We start from the raw sequence: 18990 nt of genomic DNA on the forward strand, positions 1-18990 counted from the left end.
TAAACTGTCAGACCCCCCATTACCCGATTTAAGTTTACCGTGATTAAGGTAATCACTGATATGGCGGTCAACCGTGGTCTGATGGAGTCGCAATGCCTGAGCTATCATCACAGAACTCCACCCTTCAGAAGCCAGAAGGATAGCTTTTATTCTGTCTCGTACTTGACCATCGCGAGTGGTGTCGTGAAGACGCTCAAGTTTGATTTTTTGTTCTGATGTAATAAATATTTTCATAGCGAGGATAATGATCTCCATTTCGGATAAAATCAAGCATCTTCAATGATTACGGGTATATATAATAATTAATTGGTAATAGATGTAGCATTAAAAGATAAATTATCTGGATGTGTTTGATTATATAGTGTATGTCAATGATAACGATTTAAAATAAAAATCACTATAAATCATTACTATTTTATTTTTAGGTATAATGTAAAGTTAATAAATATCTATTGGATTTATATTTATATGTGGGGATTATTTTCCCGATAAATGTCCAGATAATCTCAATATAAGAAAATAACACCTTTGGATTAAAGGAGTATATTGATCTTATGTCTATATCACTAAAACTCAGCATTGTCGTACCTATTTATAATGGCGAGAGATTTTTACCGCAGTTTTTTGTCAATTTATCCCGGCAAAAGCTAACTAATTTTGAATTAATTTTGGTTGATGATGGTTCCACGGATAATAGTCGCCAGGTTATTGAACAATATGCCGAAAAATTCCCAAAGACAGAAATTATCACGCAGAAGAATCAAGGAGTTTCTGTTGCCCGTAACACGGGGTTAGCAAAAGTCAGCGGGGATTATGTGGCTTTCCCAGATATTGATGATGTCATTTATCCGGGGATGTATAATCGGCTGTTAGAAATTGCTCAGAATAATGATTTGGATATTGCTACTTGCAACGGTCATTATGTTTATGATGATGGTCGGCCAGCTCGAAAGATTTTTCCTTCCGAGCGCCTCTCTTCTACTGTGGTGCTTAGTGGGCCAGAATGGTTGCAACAAGCACTGAGTTCACGCAAATTCCTGCATGTAACTTGGCTGAATATCTATAAACGGGCTTTTCTGACAAAACATCATTATCAGTTTGAACCGGGGTTGCATCATCAAGATATTCCGTGGACAACAGAACTCTTGTTGACGGCAAATCGGGTGCAATATATTGATGAATCTTTTTATGATTATCTGATTCACGCCGCTTCGGTGTCCCATCTTCCTGCGGATGATGGTATTAAGGTAAGAACAGCACATCACTATATGAAAATCCTGGAGATGCTGAATAAGATTAATCATCGTTATCCACAACAAGTTAAACAGGCGCCGGCGTGTCATTGGCAGATTGCGAAAGAGGGGCTAGGGATTTTGCATACAATTAATGAGATAGAATCCTCGACGATAAAACAACAAATGGTTCATGAATTGTTTGAGCGCGGTATTTGGTCAATGATCTGGAAAAATGCCCGTGGGTTTAGATTGCGTTGGCGTTTGGCTCGTCGATATCCGCGACTGAGAGCGGTGTTAAAAGCCGTTTAGTATTAAATAACGGCTTTAATTATCGTCCCCTACCCGTGGTTATTTTGCATCTTAATCGCAGGTATCGCCGATATTTTTCAATGCATCAATAATCAATTGCCAGAATCGCTGTTGATCGAGTTTGACAGCAACTTGGGTGTGGCAATCTTCTGGTGGTGGATAACGGAAATCCGCCACTGTCATTCCCACGGTTAAGGTACCATTCAGTTCAATATTGACGGGGACTTTTTGCGTTGTCATCACTGTAGGATCAATAATATAGGCGACGGCACAAGGATCATGTATTGGAGGGCAGTTGAAACCATGCTTCTTCTGATAACTTTGACCATAGTAATCCAGTAGTTCTACGACAAACCGAGACGCTTTGGTATTAATACGTGAAATTGCTTTGGTGATTTCTGATGTGGCGCGTGCTTGATGTGTCAGATCCAAACCGACCATGGTCAGCGGCCATTTTTCATTAAAAACAATATGTGCTGCTTCCGGATCCGTTTTGATATTGAATTCTGCCACTGCACTTCTGTTAGCCGTATGATATCCACCGCCCATTAATACCACTTCTTTTACCCGCTCAACGATTCGCGGTGCTTTACGGACGGCAAGAGCAATATTGGTTAAGCTGCCAACGGGAACTAAAGTCACCGTTTTGGGCGGATGAGACATAATGGTATCAATGATCAGATCAGTGGCATGGCGAGGATCAAGCGTTCGAGAGTGTTTAGGCAACTTCACGCCACCCAGACCAGATTCGCCGTGAATATCCGATGCCGTTTCAAGATCGCGAACTAATGGGCGATGACAGCCTGCGGCAAAGGGTACGCCAGTAATACCGGCAATATGCGCTATCGCCAGCGCATTGTGAGTGACTTTATCCAGTGTCTGATTACCGACAACCGTCGTGACGGCTAATAGCTCAATATTAGGATTGCCATGCGCCAATAGCATGGCAATGGCGTCATCATGCCCAGGATCGCAATCAAGAATAATTTTTTGGGTGGTCATTTTTACTCCTTGTCAGAGAAAGTGATATAAAAAATGAGGATAATCCAGTTAAAACGTCTATTCCGTGACAAAATCTTAGATCTGGGTGAGTGCTCTCAAAAATAATTAGTAAAATGTTTCATAATTGTGATTTGATTAACACATAAACGATAATTGAGTTGTTCATCCAGTTTGAGTGTGATTTTTATATAGTTTCGCTATGGAATTGGCGGGAAATATCTGCTTCGGATTTATTATTAATTTATGAATAATTGCGAGGAATTGAATGGATATTCATGTAGATAGATTATCAGCAGTGATTGAATCGGTGGCAACCAGTGAATTTTATCCTAATTTACTGACTTGGCTGGAACAATTTATGACTTTTGATAACGCCATTGTCTATGTCTTCGAGCAAGGTTCTTCTCCGCGTTGTTTGAGTAAAACCGAGAAGAAAAACAGTGATGCAATAAATCAGATTTATCAACAGGGCGCTTATCTGCAAGATCCGTTCTATCAAGCCTTGATGGATGGGGCTGACACTGATCTATTCACCTTACGGGAACTTGTCCCTTCAGGATTTTATCATACTGATTATTATCTGAATTTTTATCGTAAGACCGGTTGGCGGGATGAAACGGCGGTTTTATTGAAACTCTCTCCCCAGAGGCAACTTGGCCTGTTTTTTGGTAAGGAAAATCAGCCATTTTTCATCCAGAAACAGCATCGGAAAAACCTGAAAACGGCGCTGGAAATTATCCGCAGTGTGGCGCGATTACATGATGATATGACGCAACAAACTCCTGTTGCTGAGATGGGGTATCTGGATACTCAGGCTCGTTATGCCTTGACTCCGAGAGAATGTGAGATTGTGGAGTTGATATTGCAAGGTAAAGGCTCTCCGCAGATTGCTGAGAAACTTTTTATCAGTACGGGGACGGTGAAAAACCATCGGAAGAATATTTATCAAAAACTACAAATCAGATCACAAGCAGAACTTTTTAGCCTGTTTATGGCGTCTCCTGGAGAGCATAAAAAAGTCTGGGGTATTTGAGTTATTTAGCCAACTCAACTGGACTGTTACCATTATCGGCCCATGAATACTTATGCGTCAAAGTGGCTTCTTTAGCTGCTTTGCCACATAAATGCCCCACACTTTTTTATGCTCTAGACACAGAGGATAGAGCGAACCAATCTCACCCTACGGACATGGTTAAAGAGGTTAGTGAGAAAAACGATTGGCTTTTCCAAATCAGAATCTATGCACGACAAAGTGATTGGTACGTTTATCGAAAGAGAGTATTAATATTGAATCAATTAGTTGGAGAAATAATCCATTTGCATAGCAATATAACGCATTGCATTAAGTTTGACTTATTAAAGATGCACTGCTTTACTTGATTACATTCGGCATACAAGTTGATTGCATCCGAGTAACAACACATTCATGGCAAGACATTCATTCATAATTTATAAAACCAAGGTTGTGATATGTCTCTGAATAAAATCGTCTATCAAGATAATGTCGGCGGTATTGTTGCTCTTCTTCCCACGGGGAAAGTGGCTTATTTTCATCCCTCGGTGAAGCCTTATATCGAACAATTTAACCGGGGCGACATGCCGAAAGATATGGCCTTCTTTGAAGATTTTATTCTCGAATCTCCTTTTGTCGCGCTGGATAATTTTCACCTTTCCGCACCTGCGATCGCCTTTATTGAAACCACCAACCTCTGCAACCTGCGTTGCCAGCATTGTTATGCCTGGTCGGGGAAAAAGCGGGACAACGAACTCTCCACTAAAAGAATTAAGGCGCTCCTTGATGAGTTCGAGGCTCTGGGGGTCTTGCAAGTCTTTCTAACCGGGGGCGAATTGTTTGCCCATAAAGATGCCATCGAGATCATTCAGCACGCCCGGCAAAAGCCATTTAGTACCCAAATTTTTAGTAATGGCCTGCTCATTACGGAAGAAAAACTCAAGCGCATCCCCAAAGGCCAGTCGTTTTTTGTCAGCTTTGATACCGCCGTACCGGAACGAACCGTGCGGGGAAAAATGGACTTCTCGAAATTAAGAGAATGCTTCGAGCTCATGAGTCAGTATGGCCATGTCGTCCGCACCGCCGTGTCTGTCCATAACCAGAATATCAATGATGTTGAAGAAATCTTCCAGTGGTGTGTGGACAACGGCTTTCCACGCCCGCAATGGCTGGAAACACATCCCATCGGCAGGGCATTGCTCAATCCACATATCATTTTACAACCTGAGCGGCTCGATGAAGTCTTTGCGATTTACGAACGTTGTATGGATCGCTTTCAGGGGGATGATGCCGATTCCCCGCATGAGTCCCTGATGGGGAAAAAGACAGGCGCGTTCACCTCCGATGACATTCACGGCGTTGAGACCATTAAGTTTTGTCAGACCTTGGAGTGGGCGACCCAACAAGAAAAATGTGGCCGTTCAACGGTTTATGTGAATAGCTCTGGGGAAGTGTTTCCTTGCAGTAACTGTATGAGTAACAAGATGTATGGCGCCGGAAATATTAAAGATCGGTCCTTTCAGGAGATATGGGAGACAGGCTTCTCAGATTTCAGGGGCAAGACCTTTGCCAGACATACCGTCTGCCAGTCCTGCGATGTTCAGCAAAGCGGCGTCTGGTGTCAGTTTCGCTGTCCTCCGCTTGCGAAAAATGTGTCCGGGGATGAAGCGGGCTGTGGCGCAACCGAGTATCTGCGGCTGTTTATGATTAAATCTCATCAGTATTGGACGTCAAGAAGAAGTCAGGGCTTAAAGCTCAAACTGATCGCACCGGACAATTAAGTCGCGACGCATTCTGGCAGTGGCTTTTTTGTTGTTTCACTCACAGCAACAGGAGCAAAAGCAATGAATAAAAAAAGAGTTTTCGATATGATCCCGGATGAAGGGGCATCGATTGTCGCCTCTCCCGGAAAGAAATTTACCCGGATCCATATGGATCTGTCCGCAGATGATGGTATTACTCTGGCGATGGTCGGCGCTGCAACGTCTTTAGCCAATGAAGAGAATCGCCATTCCATTACGCTCAAACCGACGAAAGAAGGGATTACCTTAGCCATGGTGGGCGCAGCCTCTGCGGCCTTGAAAAAGTAATCACAGGTGTTGCGTATGTGCATTCTCAATTCTGTACATACGCACACTTTTTTGCGAAGACGCGTTTTGCAGACAGGTCCGGGACGATGAACCCTACTTCTCAGCACTATCATTTAAAAGATGCGGATCACCAGCCTTTTCGAGTGCATATGATGGTGCCCGATACCCCATCATCTCCACTTTGCTGTGTGTTCTTGCATTCCGGTCACATGACGGCATTTGATGCCCCCGCCCGGGAAAATGAATTCTTCTCCGCACTGCAACGGAATTTAGCAGCGCTTGGTATCGCGACCCTTGATTTTGATTTGCCTGATAAAATGCAAGCGGACGAAATCGCCTGCGCGACGGATATCCAAAAACGATATGAACGCTTCAATCAGGTGATTCAGGCCCCACTTTTTGAACCATTCAAGCGCAACTACTGTGTGATCGGGCTGTCCTTAGGCGGACAAATCCTATTAAAGCTGCTTGAAGATTCAAATCATGCCCATGCCCATGCCCACTGCCGACAAGTTTTTTTACTCAGTACCGTGGTTGAACAACCCGTGTATGTCTATGCAAATCCCGATGCCATTCATCTGATTTATGGCAGCCGGGACTGCATTGCCTATTGCGATGAGGCAACCGAGACCGTCGAACAAGTCTGCGCCCCGGACACCTATTCAAAAGACAGCGCTGACTATGTGGTGACACGCAAATCACAAGAGAAACACATTCATATTCTTCAAGGTGTCGGACACTTGATGGATATGCAGACGACAGACAACCCGCCCTGCGATCCGGCCGATTATCTTGCGGCTCTGATCGCCGGCGAATCCGAATCTCCATGTACCGTATCTGTTGAGGCGAATCATGCCAATCATTGAATACCTCTCGCCGGAACCTGCACCGCCAGAAGCATTTTTGAAAACTATCTGTGACCGGATTCAGGTGATCTTGCAGCTCGCGCCCAATCATGTGTGGTCGTTCTGGCACCTGATCAATCCGGCTTGTTTCTTCAAACCGGACTGGGAAACCGCGAGCGCTCCGGCCCCGCTGGTTAAAATTCGCTGTAAATCCACGTACTCCAACCAAGCTGTGCAAGACATCATCACCTGTGTTGCCAATGGCATTGTTGAGGCATTTGGCGTCAACCGGGATGAGATCTATATCGTTGTCGATCGGGTGCATCCTGACCATTTATTCGTAAGAGGACAGCTATGGAACCAGTAGATACAACTGTATTCACCCTACACCCGATTGGCTGGGTGAGAAACGAGAGAACGACCACTCAAGACGATTTCTGGGGCAGCGTGATCTCAACCATCACGCTCGATAGCAACCAGTTTACCCCGGCAGCGACGCAAGGTTTGAGTGAGTTTTCTCACTTGGTAATTGTGTTTGCGATGCACAAAGTTCCTGCTGAAAAAATCGTCACCGGTGCAAGGCACCCGCGGGGTCAGACGGAGCTGCCGCTAGTCGGCATCTTCGGGCAACGGGCCAAAGCGCGCCCCAATCGGCTGGGGGTGTCTTGCTGTGAACTGCTGGCCTGTGATGGGCTGACCTTAACCGTCAAAGCCCTTGATGCCATTGATGGCACACCGGTGATCGACATCAAACCTTACATGCAAGCTTTTGAGCCACAAACAGAAATACATGAGCCCGCATGGATCTCGGCCATTATGGCGCAGTACTATGACTAACGAGTGATTCATGTCCTGAATCATCACTGACATTTGAGGATCATCATCATGACGCGCATGGCCCATCCGACTGTTTTAGAAACATTGTTACACAACAATCCAGAACTCAATATTCCGGTCCACGAGTACAATATCAACGTGACCTCAAATCACGGGGATATCCTCAGTGATGCAGACACCTTTCAGGCCTACAAAGACTTTGATGGTGCCGGTCAAGAGACCCATCTCTACCTGCACTTGCCTTTGTGTGATTACATCTGTCACTACTGCAATTACGTCAAACGACGGATCAAAGCCAATGACAAAATGCATGAGTTGGAGATTTGGGCAGATTTGCTGATTCAGGAATCCAATTTGTATCTGACGCAGGTACCGTGGGTGCGTCAGGCGCAGATTAAGTCATTCTACATCGGCGGCGGCACTGGCGCATTACTACTCAATAATCCGGTGGCGATCACCAAACTGATGACCCATATTCGCGAGAATTATCAGCTGGCGGATGACTGTGAAATCAGCATTGAAGGCAACCCGGAAAATTATCTTCCGCAGCATGTCGAACTCGCCCTGTCGCTGGGATTTAACCGCTTCAGCATCGGCATTCAAAGCCTGCAAAATGAGGTGAATGACTTCACCAATCGTCGTCATACAAAAGAAGACGCCCTGAATGCCATTCACGTTTTAAAACAAACGGGGAAACCCTTCAGTACCGATATGATGTTTGGCCTGCCGCACCAAACCATCGACACGGTCACGCAAGATATCCGCACGCTGGTCGAAATTGAGGTACCGGCGATTACCATCTATCGGCTGAGAAATTCCGATCGGGAAAGTATGGGCATTGGCAACGCGTCGGTATGGAATGCAGATCGGCAGAAAGAAAAGCTCGATGCACAACACTTGCTGCCGGATGTGATTGACACCTACAAAATGCGGGATGCGATTACCGAGATCCTTCGGGCCAATGACTATCACCCCAGTCCGTGTGGCTGGTGGAATAAAAAAGGCACTTACAAGGATGGCAATATTCCCCGCGTCTCTAAAGATAAGTGGGAAAAATACAACACCATGATTGCTTTAGGGCCGGGCGCGTATGGCTGGCTCTCCGGCGGCAATGACACCATCATCCAAACGCACAATCAGACCAACATCAACCTCTATATGACCTACATGCAAAGCAACCCGACTGCGCCCCCACTCGCATTTGGCCGTGTTCTTGAAGGCAATGTCGCCATCGGGACCAAGCTCGCCTTCGCCTATAAAGCCAATCAGCCGATTCGGGTGCAGGATTATCAGACTCAGTTTGGGGTTCACATTCTTAAAGAAGCGCCTTACAAGCAAGTCTTTGATACCTTGATTCAGAAAGATCTCATCATCCTATCCGAGGACCAGTCTTATCTTTTACCGACATGGAAAGGCGAAGAGCTCCACGAAGAAGTCATGTATGTCTATTTCCATCAGATGATTGGCGGTGTGGATCAGATCCTGTGTCGGCGGGTTTCCAGTGCATAAGGGAGGATGACCATGGTCAGCAAATCCGTGACTCAGGCGGTCCCGACATCGCCCAGCGAGGCTGCGTTTAAGGATTTTTTCTCTGAGCAGGCCGCGGTGTATCAGCAGTTTCGCCCGCAGTATCCGGCTGCCCTATTCGAGCATTTACGGTCATGGGTGACAGGCGATCCCCCTGTTTGGGATTGCGCGACAGGCAACGGACAGGCCGCTCAAGGCCTTGCCGCCTGCTTTTCGACGGTTATCGCCACCGATGCCAGCACGGCACAAATCAATCTTGCCAAAGCCTGTGCAGGGGTGATTTATCAGGTCTGCCCGGCTGAGTACTCGCCATTTCGTGATCAGTCCATCGGTTTGGTCACGGTTGCAGAAGCCATGCACTGGTTTGACCTGCCCCGCTTCTATGTGGAAGTGGCTCGGGTGCTCCAACCCGGTGGGGTGCTGGCCTGTTGGAGTTATGGTCACTGCCATGTGTCTGATGCCATGGACGCTGTGATTCATACGTATCGACAGACTACGTTGCAAGACTATTGGCCCGCCGAAGCCAAACAAGCGGACGTCACCCACTACCCACTGCCTTCAGGATTTGAAACCATACCATCCCCCACCTTTTATATGCAGGCGGAATGGAGATTCGAGCAATTGATGGGCTACTTATACAGTTGGTCCGCCACCCGGCGGTATCAACTGGCTCGGCATCACAACCCGCTTGACGCTGTTGAACAAGCTCTGCTACCGCTGTGGGGAGATGCGCATCAATCCCGGATGATTCAATGGCCGATGCAGCTTCGCATCAGTAAAAAGCCTGTCCACTGATTTGCTTAATTTAGACGCTGGATCTGGTTTGGTGCGCGGTGACGTTTCTCGATCAATTTGACATTATCGAACGCGCCCCACATGCTTTTGGAAAGACCCAAAAGCATGGAAAAAGTCTTCTTTCACATGCTCGCCAGAACCGGATTTTCAAGCACATCCCTGTACTCAAAATCCTCAATCCCGCCTCCTGCGGGCTTTTTCTTCATTTGAATGAGTGCTCGTTTTTTGAAGAAATCAAAAGATGGACTGGTAGATGATTTGAACTCGGAGTGAGGGAAAAAATTCAAGGAAGAATTTTTAGGTTTCTCAACTCAGGAGGAGCTTAGAAACCGATCCCGTTTTGCTATGATGATGTTGCATAAAAAAGAGTTTTTCGCCTGTCTTTGAGCCCTCGAAAACAGGCGTGGGGCACGCACGATGCAGTTAAAGGGAGAGGTGAAGGTTGGCGCGTAACATACCTGACCCGATTCAAATGGATACATCCCAAAAGAGTCAATGTAGCGAGTTCAATGTAATCAAAAGAAGCGATAAAGGTGAGCACGCAACATACCAAATACAGACTCAAAAATAGACATAGAACGATTCATCCTCACATATTCTCATAAAAGGCTTGCGCTAAATCCGCCACAATATCCTGCACATCTTCCAGCCCCACAGACATTCTGACCAAAGATTGGTGAATCCCATACGCCCGCAAGGTCTCTTCCGGGTAAGCCGAATGCGTCATCGAGGCCGGATGCTGAATCAGCGTTTCAACATCCCCAAGGCTCACAGCCCGCTTCACCAACTGAAGTCGATCGAGAAACGCCTGCGTTGCAGCCCGATCCCCCCGGTATTCAAACGAGATCAACCCGCCATGGAGATCCAGCAACCGGGTCGCCAGCGCGTACTGGGGATGAGAGGCTAATCCGGGATAGTACACCTGTTTGACCAGGGGATGATCCTCGAGAAAGTGGGCGACCGCCAGCGCATTGAGACTATGCCGTTGCATTCGAATGCCTAGTGTTTTCAAACCACGCAACACAAGAAAAGCCGACAAAGGCGACAGCGTGGCACCCGTCAGACATCGCAAGCCATGCATCCGAACCGTTTTCATCGTCTCTTCACGGCCCAGCACCACCCCGCCAAGGACATCCCCATGGCCGCCGATGTATTTGGTCAGGCTATGAATCACCATGTCCGCGCCGTGCTCAATCGGTCTGAGCATCATGGGCGAGGCTAAGGTACTATCGACCACCATTTGCGCATGGTAAGGTTGGAGAAGAGATGCCACCGCCTGAATGTCAATGAGTTCCAGTAAAGGATTGGAGGGAAATTCAAAAAACACCAGCACTGTCTTGTCAGACAGCACCGCCCTGAGCTGTTGAAGATCAGTCATGTCAATCAGAATCACCTGCACACCAAATTTCGGTAATTCCTGAGTCAGCAAATTATAACTGTTGCCATACATCTTATTGTGCGCAATCACAACATCCCCGGATTGAAGTAAACTCCAGACAACGCTGCTGAGCGCCGCCATCCCGGATGCGAACGTCACTCCGGCTTCCGCGCCTTCCAGATCAGCTAGTCTGGATTCTAATAACGATTGGGTCGGATTATGGACCCGGCCATACACATAGCGCTGTTTTTCACCCGCAAACACCATGGCGGCCTCTTCACAGGTCTCAAAGGTATAAGAGGCGTTCACATACAGTGGCGGGGAAATCGCCTGATATGGGTCTTCAAATTGTTCTGAAGCACTATGAATGGCCCGCGTTTCCAGTTGCATCGTTCTGTTTGTATTCTTTTGAGACATATCGCATCCGCCATTGAATTCATATTCTTTCAAATTATAGCAGTGAACCCTTTCGCAGGTGCTGTAATACTCTGTAATAGTTTTTGTTCCGGCTGAAAAATAGACTCTCCCAATACTTCAATCAAACGCAAGAACTCAGGCCAGTCAGCCAACATGCCAATCAGGGGCATCAATCAAGAGACTGGGTGATACAAACAGAAAAGGAACAGCAATGGCGATGAATTCATCAGGTATGCTCTCCCTCCTGCCCGTTATTTTGCCTGAGTCACAAATGTTAAAACTGTGTTGCAAATATCCCTAAAGGGACATGGTGATGTGACTCTGCGCTACAGATAATCCGGTGATTATGTTGGATGTTAATCGGGCTATTACATGAACAATCACCTTGATTCATTAACTTATTACGCTGCGACCAAGAAATATGATCTTCGTTTTCCGGCATTACAAGAAGATCTGGATGTTGATGTCGTGATTATCGGTGGTGGGTTTTCCGGTATCAATACTGCGCTTGAACTGGCGGAAAAGGGTATCACCAATATTGCAATCTTGGAAAGTCGTTATCTTGGCTATGGCAGTACAGGTCGTAATGGTGGTCAGGTTATGGCGGGTATCGGTCATGATTTGGAGGTGATCAAACGCCATATTGGTGAGAGAGGGCTGGAAACGATCTTCCAGATCAGTAATCTGGGAGCAGGCATCATTCGTGATCGTATTGCTAAATATAATATTGATGCTGATCTCTGCCGTGGTTATGGCTATCTTGGCATGAATAAAAGGCAGGAAAAGACGTTACGTAGCTGGTTGAAAGATTTTCAGGCGGTTTCTCCTGATGAAGATATTGAGCTTTACACCGGCTCTGATGTGAAAAAGGTGATTGGTTCTGATGTTTATACTTGCGTGTTGAAGCATATGGGAGGCGGTCATGTTCACTCCCTGAACCTATTGCTAGGTGAGGCGAAAGCGGCGACGGACCTTGGCGTAAAAATCTTTGAGAACAGTCAGGCACTGAACATTGAATATGGTTCCAGAATAACGGTTCGTACCGCGATGGGAACAGTTCGCGCTAATAAAATGCTGTGGGCCTGTAACGCCTTTCTTAATAGTGGTCTTGAGCCATATATTTATAAAAAGGTGGTTAACACTTATGCCTTCCAATTAATGACGGAAGTGTTACCAGATGATTTGATTGAGAGAATCAGCCCGATTCGTGGTGCATACAGTGATATTCGTCCGGTTATTGATTACTTCCGTGTGACGAAGGAAAACCGTCTCTTGTTCGGTAGTGCAACTCCCTTCATTGAACATATCCCATCTGATTTGAAAGCCTGGAATCGTCACTTGATGCTGAAAGTTTTCCCTTATCTGAAAGATGTGAAGGTTGAATTGGCATGGGGAGGGCCGTTGTGTTGCAGTGCAAACTTGTTCCCACAGATTGGTTCTCTGCCGCAGCACAATAATGTGTTCTATGTGCAGGGGTATTCCGGTTTTGGGGTCACGCCAAGCCATATCGTTTGTAAAGTATTGGCCGAAGGGATGAGCGAAGGATCTGAGCGTTATGACCTGATGAGTTCAATTCCTCATGCGAATATTATTGGCAAAGATAAGTTGCGACATCTGATGGTATCAGCGGGCAAAATTTGGCATCAAACGTCAGGGTATTGGAAAGGTCGCCGTTAATTTATTGATATCAATAGTATTCATTGAACAATTCATAAATTATTTTATTTGGAACGAGAACATCATGATTAAATCACTTTTACTGAACAAACCTCTGCCTGAATTATTGGACATTGGTAGCGTAAGCAATCTGGGATCGACTGTGTTGGAAGGCGATCCGCAGGCCAGTATGGCAATGATATTTGGTGAGCCAGCGGATAACCTGACTTGTGGAGTTTTCGCCTGTACTCGTGGCAAGTTCAGTATGGTGTATCCGTTTGATGAGCATGCAACCGTTACGGAAGGTTCGGTAAAATTGACCGATGTGAAGAGCGGTGAAACCGTTGAATATCATCCTGGGGATTCTTGGTTTGCGCCGAAAGGAACGGAAGTTCTGTGGGAAATTACCGCTGACCGTTTTGTGAAGCATTATCTGTCTTGTAAAAGTTAAAAAAACACTTATTTGATAGAGGTAAATAATGAGTGATATTAACTTATTACAGTCAGTTACGACCTTTTTGCAGCATAATCATGGACATTATATTAATGGTCAGCCAGTCATTGGTCAGGGGAGTGAAACATTTTCTGTCATAAACCCTGCGACTGATAAAATCATTGCAACTGTTAATCAAGGTGGTGAAGCGGAAGTCAATGCTGCTATGCAAGCGGCACAGGCGGCATTTCATGGGGTATGGGCCCAAACTTCACCGATGGAGCGCGGCCATTGCCTGAATCGTCTGGCCGATCTATTACTGGCGCATCGGGAAGAGTTGGCACAGCTAGAAACCCTCTGCTCCGGTAAAACCATCCAGTTGTCTCGTATGTTGGAAATTGACTCCTCTGCGCAATTCCTGCGTTATTTTGCCGGATGGTCAAGTAAGATCAGCGGTGAAACCCTGAATGTCTCTTTGCCTTCTTTTAAAGGTGAACAATACACGGCGTTTACCCGTCGTGAGCCGATTGGTGTTGTGGTAGGGATTATTCCGTGGAATTTCTCCATCATGATTGCCATTTGGAAAATGGCGGCCGCACTGACTTGCGGCTGTACCATTGTGTTGAAACCCAGTGAATACACCCCGTTGACCATGCTCCGGGTGGCTGAATTAGCTAAACAAGCGGGGATTCCTGATGGTGTCATTAACGTGATTAATGGTTCAGGTTCGGTGCTTGGCCCTGCGCTGATAGGTCATCCATTATGTGCCAAGGTGACTTTCACCGGATCGGTGACAACGGGTATTGCTGTTGGTAAATCAGCAATGGAACAGGGATTGACTCGTGCCACGTTGGAATTGGGTGGCAAGAACGGCGCGGCGTTTTTAGCGGACATGCCTGTTGAAAAGATTGTCGATGGGGTTCTGGAAGCCGGTTATCTCAATCAGGGGCAGATTTGTGCGGCGGCGGAACGTTTCTATATTCCTGCAATCCATATGGATGACGTACTGAAATTGTTGTCTGAAAGACTCGCGGCAATGAAAATTGGCTCGCCTTTGGATGAATCAACAGAAATGGGGCCGCTGGCAAACAAAGCACACTATAACAAGATCCTCTCCTTGTTTGAGCAAGCTCGTCAAGAAGGCAGTGAGATTGTTTACGGTGGTCATGCTCTGGCCGGACCGGGTTTCTTTGTGGCGCCAACAGTGATTCGTGCTAACAGCCCTGAAAATTCATTGATGAAGGAAGAGACATTTGGTCCTATCGGGACTTTCCTCAGCTATAACGATGAGGAAGAGCTGATTGGATTGATGAACAGCACGCCATTTGGTTTAGCGGCGAGTTTGTGGACCAATGATCTCAGCAAAGCCATGCGCATGATCCCGCGTATCGAAGCGGGGACCGTTTGGGTCAATATGCATACATTCCTCGATCCGGCATTACCATTCGGTGGTACCAAATCCTCAGGTATAGGTCGTGAATTCGGTAGTGCCTTTATTGAGCACTATACTGAATTGAAATCCGTGATGGTTCGTTACTGATTTGATATTCGGATCAAAAAGGAAGGCCCCTTGATTGAGAGGGGCCATCGTCAAACCTAAGGTCATCACTGGCATTTTATCCAGGAGAGGACTTCTCAGGGCAGCGGGTTGATTATAACTACCCACCACCAGAATTCAATAAGGAAAAGGCCGGATGAATCATGGAGTGGGAAAAACTACAGTTATATTTCTCTACAGCAAGGTTAGCTCGTTACTTACAAGGATAGCAAGGTGATAAACATCAAGCAATCCAGTGTTATATTTTAAATATAAAACTATCTGAATCTTTTGGTTTTTGGACAATATTATTTAATATCAAATATGAAGTATTGTTGTGGAAATCATTGCGATTAGCTTTTCCCTATTGCCCTAAAATGCTTTGTAAAAGAAAAACTATATCTTCGTCACTAAATAAAATAAGGAGGTTAAGTATGATTCGTCAGTCGAAGTCAGAGATCTCTTAATTTTTTAGTAGTGATAACTATTCTGACATAAGGGGGAGTTATTAAGGTAATTTGTTATCTTGCTATAAATTTTCGCCTATTCTCAAAACGTATCAAGGTATCATGTGATTTTTTCGCAGTATCCAGTGTAATAAATACGGTATCTAAATCAGGTTGTGTCTGAACAGTTATTTTTTTCTCAATGTGAAGTAATATCACTTAATAGTTTGATAGAAATGATTGTTGATTGCTTTATTACGAAAGTATTACGGTGGCGAATTTTTTGAGCACGAAAAAGTTAGTCAACATATTGATACGAAAATACATTTTTCGCGTCCTTATGCTAAATAACTTTCCAAAATAGTGCTACACCTTATCTACCAACAACCCTATGTATAACAATGAGTTGAATAAAACCATGTGTAGCGGAATTATGAAACCTTATTTAGTTATCAGAGAGGAACCAACGAAAACACTAATGGATTAATACGTAGTCGTTGGCCAGAGGGATTGACTTTGGTGACTTAACTAATGAGGAGATCAGTGATCTGGAATTTCAGCTTAATTTGACACCTAGAAAGGTACTAATATGGACTAACGCTATAGGAAGTCCATACGGGGAGACGTGTTGCACTTTTTAGTTGAATCCAGCTTCGGTTCATGTAATCAGCAAAAAGCATTTACCTCGTTATTTTGGAGAATTCTGTTTTAGATTCAATTGGCACTTTAGTCTTAAAAAAATGTTTGAGTGCTTACTAAAACTAGCTAAGGTTCGATGGTAATCAGGTAGAATTTAATCTAATGCATTAGAAATTGTTTCATAGAAAAAATCACCAAAATCGTTAAAATAAGGAATGAATGTGAATTCTTCTTCAACTCCAGGAGACCATAATTTAACTTCATTTAACCCTTTTTTATTCTTATTACAATCTAAAACCATATAATCTCCATCTCCTGTCGAATATATAACCACGTAATTATCTGGTAAATTAGACTCTTTTCGCTCTAATAAGGTTAACCAAATAGCATTTGGAACACTTAAAACATTAAAATTTCCGTTAATTATACCATAAAATTCTTCTCCTGCTATATCTCCACACCCTAAATTTTTAAGAAAGAATCTATAACTATCAGGAAATTTTAAACTGAGAGTTTCTTCTGCTAGATCAATTAATGAATTATCTTCAATACCTTCAAAATCAGCTATATCTTGATTTTCATTAATCAATGAAATTGCTTTTTTTACAAACTCGATACTCATAGTCTACCTCTAAATTATAATGATTTTGATAAATATATGATTAAAAATATGGCTGTTTTAACAGCCATATTTTCTAAACTAAATTAGTTATAAAGTCAATATGGTAACTGATTATTTTTTATCTTCAAACTCTTTAGCTCTTTCTTTCCAATATTCACGTTTCCATTTATTAAACTTATTACGATCAATACCCGATGGAATTTTATTGGTATTTACATGTATAACTTTAGTATTTTTTGAATGAAATTCTTGATTGATTTCTGCTATAGGGCCAGTGTGTTTTTGAGTCATATGATGAAGTGTTATAGATTTGCCATCGGCACCTACAGGAGCTAACCCCGCTGTTTTCATTCTTTCAATATTGGTTCTTCCTTTTGGGTCTTTTGCATGAGGATCAAATAAATCATTCCGTTGATAAACTTTATTTTTAACATTACCATGCTCAAAACTTATTGGTTCATCTTTCCAATATTTTCTATCTTGACCAAAATATTTTACTGAAACTGCTTCAGTTTTAGCTTCAGTTATAATTTTTTTAGCCGTTTTAACATCTCCGGCATCAACTGCCTTTGATAATTTGTTGAGTACCTTAACAACTTTTGCGGCAGGAAAAATTCCTAATGTTGCTACTAGATAATCATTTGTAGTTTCTGCATCGTGAAATGCTTTAATATCTCCATATCCAGGAATGAATTCGGATGCTTCTTTAGCTACAATCTTTGCCGCTTCTTGACATAATTGTGGGTTTGGAGAACAAGTTTCGCTTACACCTTTTTCCCAGTTTTTTATAGCTTCTGGATCTTGTGCTTTCATAGCAGCTAGACTATGAGCTAATCCATTGTAAATTATGGTTATTTCACCAGCATCAGCTCCACTGTAAGCTCCTGCTGCGCTATTTGAAATAAAGGCTCCTGCAACGCCACCAATGATTTTACCACTAGCTTGAACATCAAGAGGATCTTCAAAAGTATTTTCTAGAGCTGCATATGCTAAAGAAGTAGCTAAAGCACCTGCTGCTGCCCCTTTGGCGTCACCGCCGCTGATCTCTGCCGCTAAAGCAGATAAGCCTGCGTGACTAATTGCTCTCCCAGCTTCCTCCAATGCATTTAATTGTTTGCTATCGAAGTAATTTCCTATTTGATGAGCGCCTTCTGCGTGGATTTGATTAGCGGTGGTAGATAACAGCGCTGTAGTGAAATTATCTTTGAAGCTACCTCTATTGATAGCAGTGTTTAAACTAGAGCTAATGATAGATTGACCAGCCACTCGTTGAGCTGTTTGAATCCAATCTTTGTTACTTAATAAAGGTAATCTTGCTTCATTTGTTCCAGCTGCCCCAGCTGCTCCATTTTTTGCTTGGGTCCAACCCATAGCTTGATCAAATCCAGATAATGCCCCTCCGATTACCATTGAAGTGGCAATTGATTTAACAGTTTTACTGTTACCCATATCTTTAAGGGTTTTAGATAAGTCCCCCTCGTTGTTAATAAGAGATACCGCTGCTTTTGAGGCTAAAGCTGCCATTCCAGTTTGAACTGCCCCGTATGCAGCAGAGCTCACTGTTGCAGCAGTAGTTGCACTGGCTCCTGCAGCAGTAGCTACATTTCCCGCTGTAGTAGCTGCACTTCCTGCTGCTGTAAGAGTTAAACCGGCTCCAGCAGTAACTGCCGCAACCGCTATTGCTATAGCTGCACTTACTACAGGATTCAAACTTTTGTTTTCATAATTCCAACTACTATAAGCGTCTTGAACTTCATTCCAATGTACATCTTGACGTTTACTTAATTCTTTTAACCAAGCTGTTTCCGGAGTATTACCGATAATATCTAGAGTGTTTTGCAAGATTTCTTTATTTTTTACTTTAACATCTGCAGTAATTCCCTCTGCTGCCTCAATAGTTAACTTACCTCCCAGGGTGAGATCACGAACGTTATTTAATCAATATTAATCCATTTGACCCACGAATTCAGTTGTGATCTTATACTCCTTTTTTTCGGGAGTACCCTAATGGAACTCGATGCTTTTTCTCAGCATTTCGGTGAAATCAACGATCCTCGCCAGTCTGCCAAAATCAGCTATCCCCTGTTTGATGTCCTTTTTCTGACAATGTGTGCCGTCTTGACGGGCGCTGAAGGTTGGGAAGATATCGAAGACTTTGGGAATATGCGCATCAACTGGCTTCAGGAAAAGGGATTTTTTCAAACCGGCTT

The 18990-nt window shown here is 44.2% G+C and carries 18 protein-coding genes and 2 pseudogenes; 15 read left to right on the forward strand and 5 right to left on the reverse strand.

What is annotated here, in order from left to right; all coding sequences use genetic code 11:
* On the reverse strand, positions 1–234 hold a 234-nt coding region (locus D3222_RS21350; RefSeq protein WP_157975285.1), incomplete at its 3' end, for a helix-turn-helix domain-containing protein.
* Between the two features lie 320 nt (positions 235–554).
* On the opposite strand from D3222_RS21350, the gene D3222_RS21355 reads away from it, so the two are divergent.
* Entirely contained in the window at positions 555–1544 is a 990-nt protein-coding gene (locus D3222_RS21355) for a glycosyltransferase (protein WP_118987921.1), read from the forward strand.
* Positions 1545–1595: 51 nt separating this feature from the next.
* On the opposite strand, the gene uriH is transcribed toward D3222_RS21355, so the two are convergent.
* Complete coding sequence (uriH, locus tag D3222_RS21360) at positions 1596–2546, reverse strand: uridine-preferring nucleoside hydrolase UriH (protein ID WP_118987922.1); 951 nt, start codon at positions 2544–2546, stop codon at positions 1596–1598.
* A 265-nt stretch (positions 2547–2811) separates the two neighbouring features.
* Between uriH and D3222_RS21365 the strand changes: the two genes are divergently transcribed.
* From D3222_RS21365 to D3222_RS21405, 9 genes and pseudogenes are all read left to right on the forward strand, one after another.
* A complete protein-coding gene (locus D3222_RS21365; RefSeq protein ID WP_118987923.1) occupies positions 2812–3579 on the forward strand; it encodes a response regulator transcription factor in 768 nt (255 codons plus the stop codon).
* A 117-nt stretch (positions 3580–3696) separates the two neighbouring features.
* A pseudogene (locus D3222_RS21370) lies at positions 3697–3831 on the forward strand (IS1 family transposase); the annotation flags it as partial.
* A gap of 185 nt (positions 3832–4016) precedes the next feature.
* Entirely contained in the window at positions 4017–5339 is a 1323-nt protein-coding gene (locus D3222_RS21375; RefSeq protein WP_198672889.1) for a radical SAM/SPASM domain-containing protein, read from the forward strand.
* 63 nt (positions 5340–5402) lie between these two features.
* Positions 5403–5648, forward strand: a complete 246-nt coding sequence (locus D3222_RS21380; RefSeq protein WP_118987924.1) for a hypothetical protein — start codon at positions 5403–5405, stop codon at positions 5646–5648.
* 86 nt (positions 5649–5734) lie between these two features.
* Positions 5735–6514 (forward strand): hypothetical protein, encoded by a 780-nt coding sequence (locus D3222_RS21385; RefSeq protein WP_118987925.1) that lies wholly within the window; start codon positions 5735–5737, stop codon positions 6512–6514.
* Positions 6501–6860, forward strand: a complete 360-nt coding sequence (locus tag D3222_RS21390; protein WP_118987926.1) for a tautomerase family protein — start codon at positions 6501–6503, stop codon at positions 6858–6860. Before D3222_RS21385 ends, D3222_RS21390 begins: the two co-directional genes overlap by 14 nt.
* Positions 6848–7330 (forward strand): SAM-dependent methyltransferase, encoded by a 483-nt coding sequence (locus tag D3222_RS21395; protein ID WP_118987927.1) that lies wholly within the window; start codon positions 6848–6850, stop codon positions 7328–7330. The genes D3222_RS21390 and D3222_RS21395 overlap by 13 nt, the downstream gene beginning before the upstream one ends.
* A gap of 48 nt (positions 7331–7378) precedes the next feature.
* A complete protein-coding gene (locus D3222_RS21400; protein ID WP_118987928.1) occupies positions 7379–8839 on the forward strand; it encodes a radical SAM protein in 1461 nt (486 codons plus the stop codon).
* A gap of 12 nt (positions 8840–8851) precedes the next feature.
* The gene (locus tag D3222_RS21405; RefSeq protein ID WP_157975390.1) at positions 8852–9652 is read left to right on the forward strand and encodes a class I SAM-dependent methyltransferase; all 801 of its coding nucleotides are present in this window, start codon (positions 8852–8854) and stop codon (positions 9650–9652) included.
* Between the two features lie 589 nt (positions 9653–10241).
* Here D3222_RS21405 and D3222_RS21410 read toward each other — a convergent pair.
* The gene (locus tag D3222_RS21410; protein WP_198672890.1) at positions 10242–11447 is read right to left on the reverse strand and encodes a trans-sulfuration enzyme family protein; all 1206 of its coding nucleotides are present in this window, start codon (positions 11445–11447) and stop codon (positions 10242–10244) included.
* Between the two features lie 372 nt (positions 11448–11819).
* On the opposite strand from D3222_RS21410, the gene D3222_RS21415 reads away from it, so the two are divergent.
* From D3222_RS21415 to D3222_RS26870, 4 genes and pseudogenes are all read left to right on the forward strand, one after another.
* Positions 11820–13124 (forward strand): NAD(P)/FAD-dependent oxidoreductase, encoded by a 1305-nt coding sequence (locus tag D3222_RS21415; protein ID WP_118987930.1) that lies wholly within the window; start codon positions 11820–11822, stop codon positions 13122–13124.
* Positions 13125–13188: 64 nt separating this feature from the next.
* Entirely contained in the window at positions 13189–13554 is a 366-nt protein-coding gene (locus D3222_RS21420) for a cupin domain-containing protein (RefSeq protein WP_118987931.1), read from the forward strand.
* 28 nt (positions 13555–13582) lie between these two features.
* Positions 13583–15076 (forward strand): aldehyde dehydrogenase family protein, encoded by a 1494-nt coding sequence (locus tag D3222_RS21425; RefSeq protein WP_118987932.1) that lies wholly within the window; start codon positions 13583–13585, stop codon positions 15074–15076.
* Between the two features lie 1102 nt (positions 15077–16178).
* A pseudogene (locus tag D3222_RS26870) lies at positions 16179–16301 on the forward strand (IS1595 family transposase); the annotation flags it as partial.
* An 11-nt stretch (positions 16302–16312) separates the two neighbouring features.
* Here the strand turns inward: D3222_RS26870 and D3222_RS21430 are convergent.
* Complete coding sequence (locus D3222_RS21430; RefSeq protein ID WP_118987933.1) at positions 16313–16780, reverse strand: SMI1/KNR4 family protein; 468 nt, start codon at positions 16778–16780, stop codon at positions 16313–16315.
* Between the two features lie 111 nt (positions 16781–16891).
* Positions 16892–18622 carry a DUF637 domain-containing protein gene (locus D3222_RS26560; protein ID WP_118987934.1) on the reverse strand — a complete coding sequence of 577 codons (1731 nt, stop codon included), beginning with the start codon at positions 18620–18622 and terminating at the stop codon, positions 16892–16894.
* Between the two features lie 165 nt (positions 18623–18787).
* Here D3222_RS26560 and D3222_RS21440 point away from each other — a divergent pair.
* Positions 18788–18990: transposase family protein (locus D3222_RS21440; protein ID WP_198672891.1), on the forward strand; the 203-nt coding region annotated here is incomplete at its 3' end.

Source organism: Photorhabdus sp. CRCIA-P01, from assembly GCF_003545805.1.
Taxonomy (GTDB): domain Bacteria; phylum Pseudomonadota; class Gammaproteobacteria; order Enterobacterales; family Enterobacteriaceae; genus Photorhabdus; species Photorhabdus antumapuensis.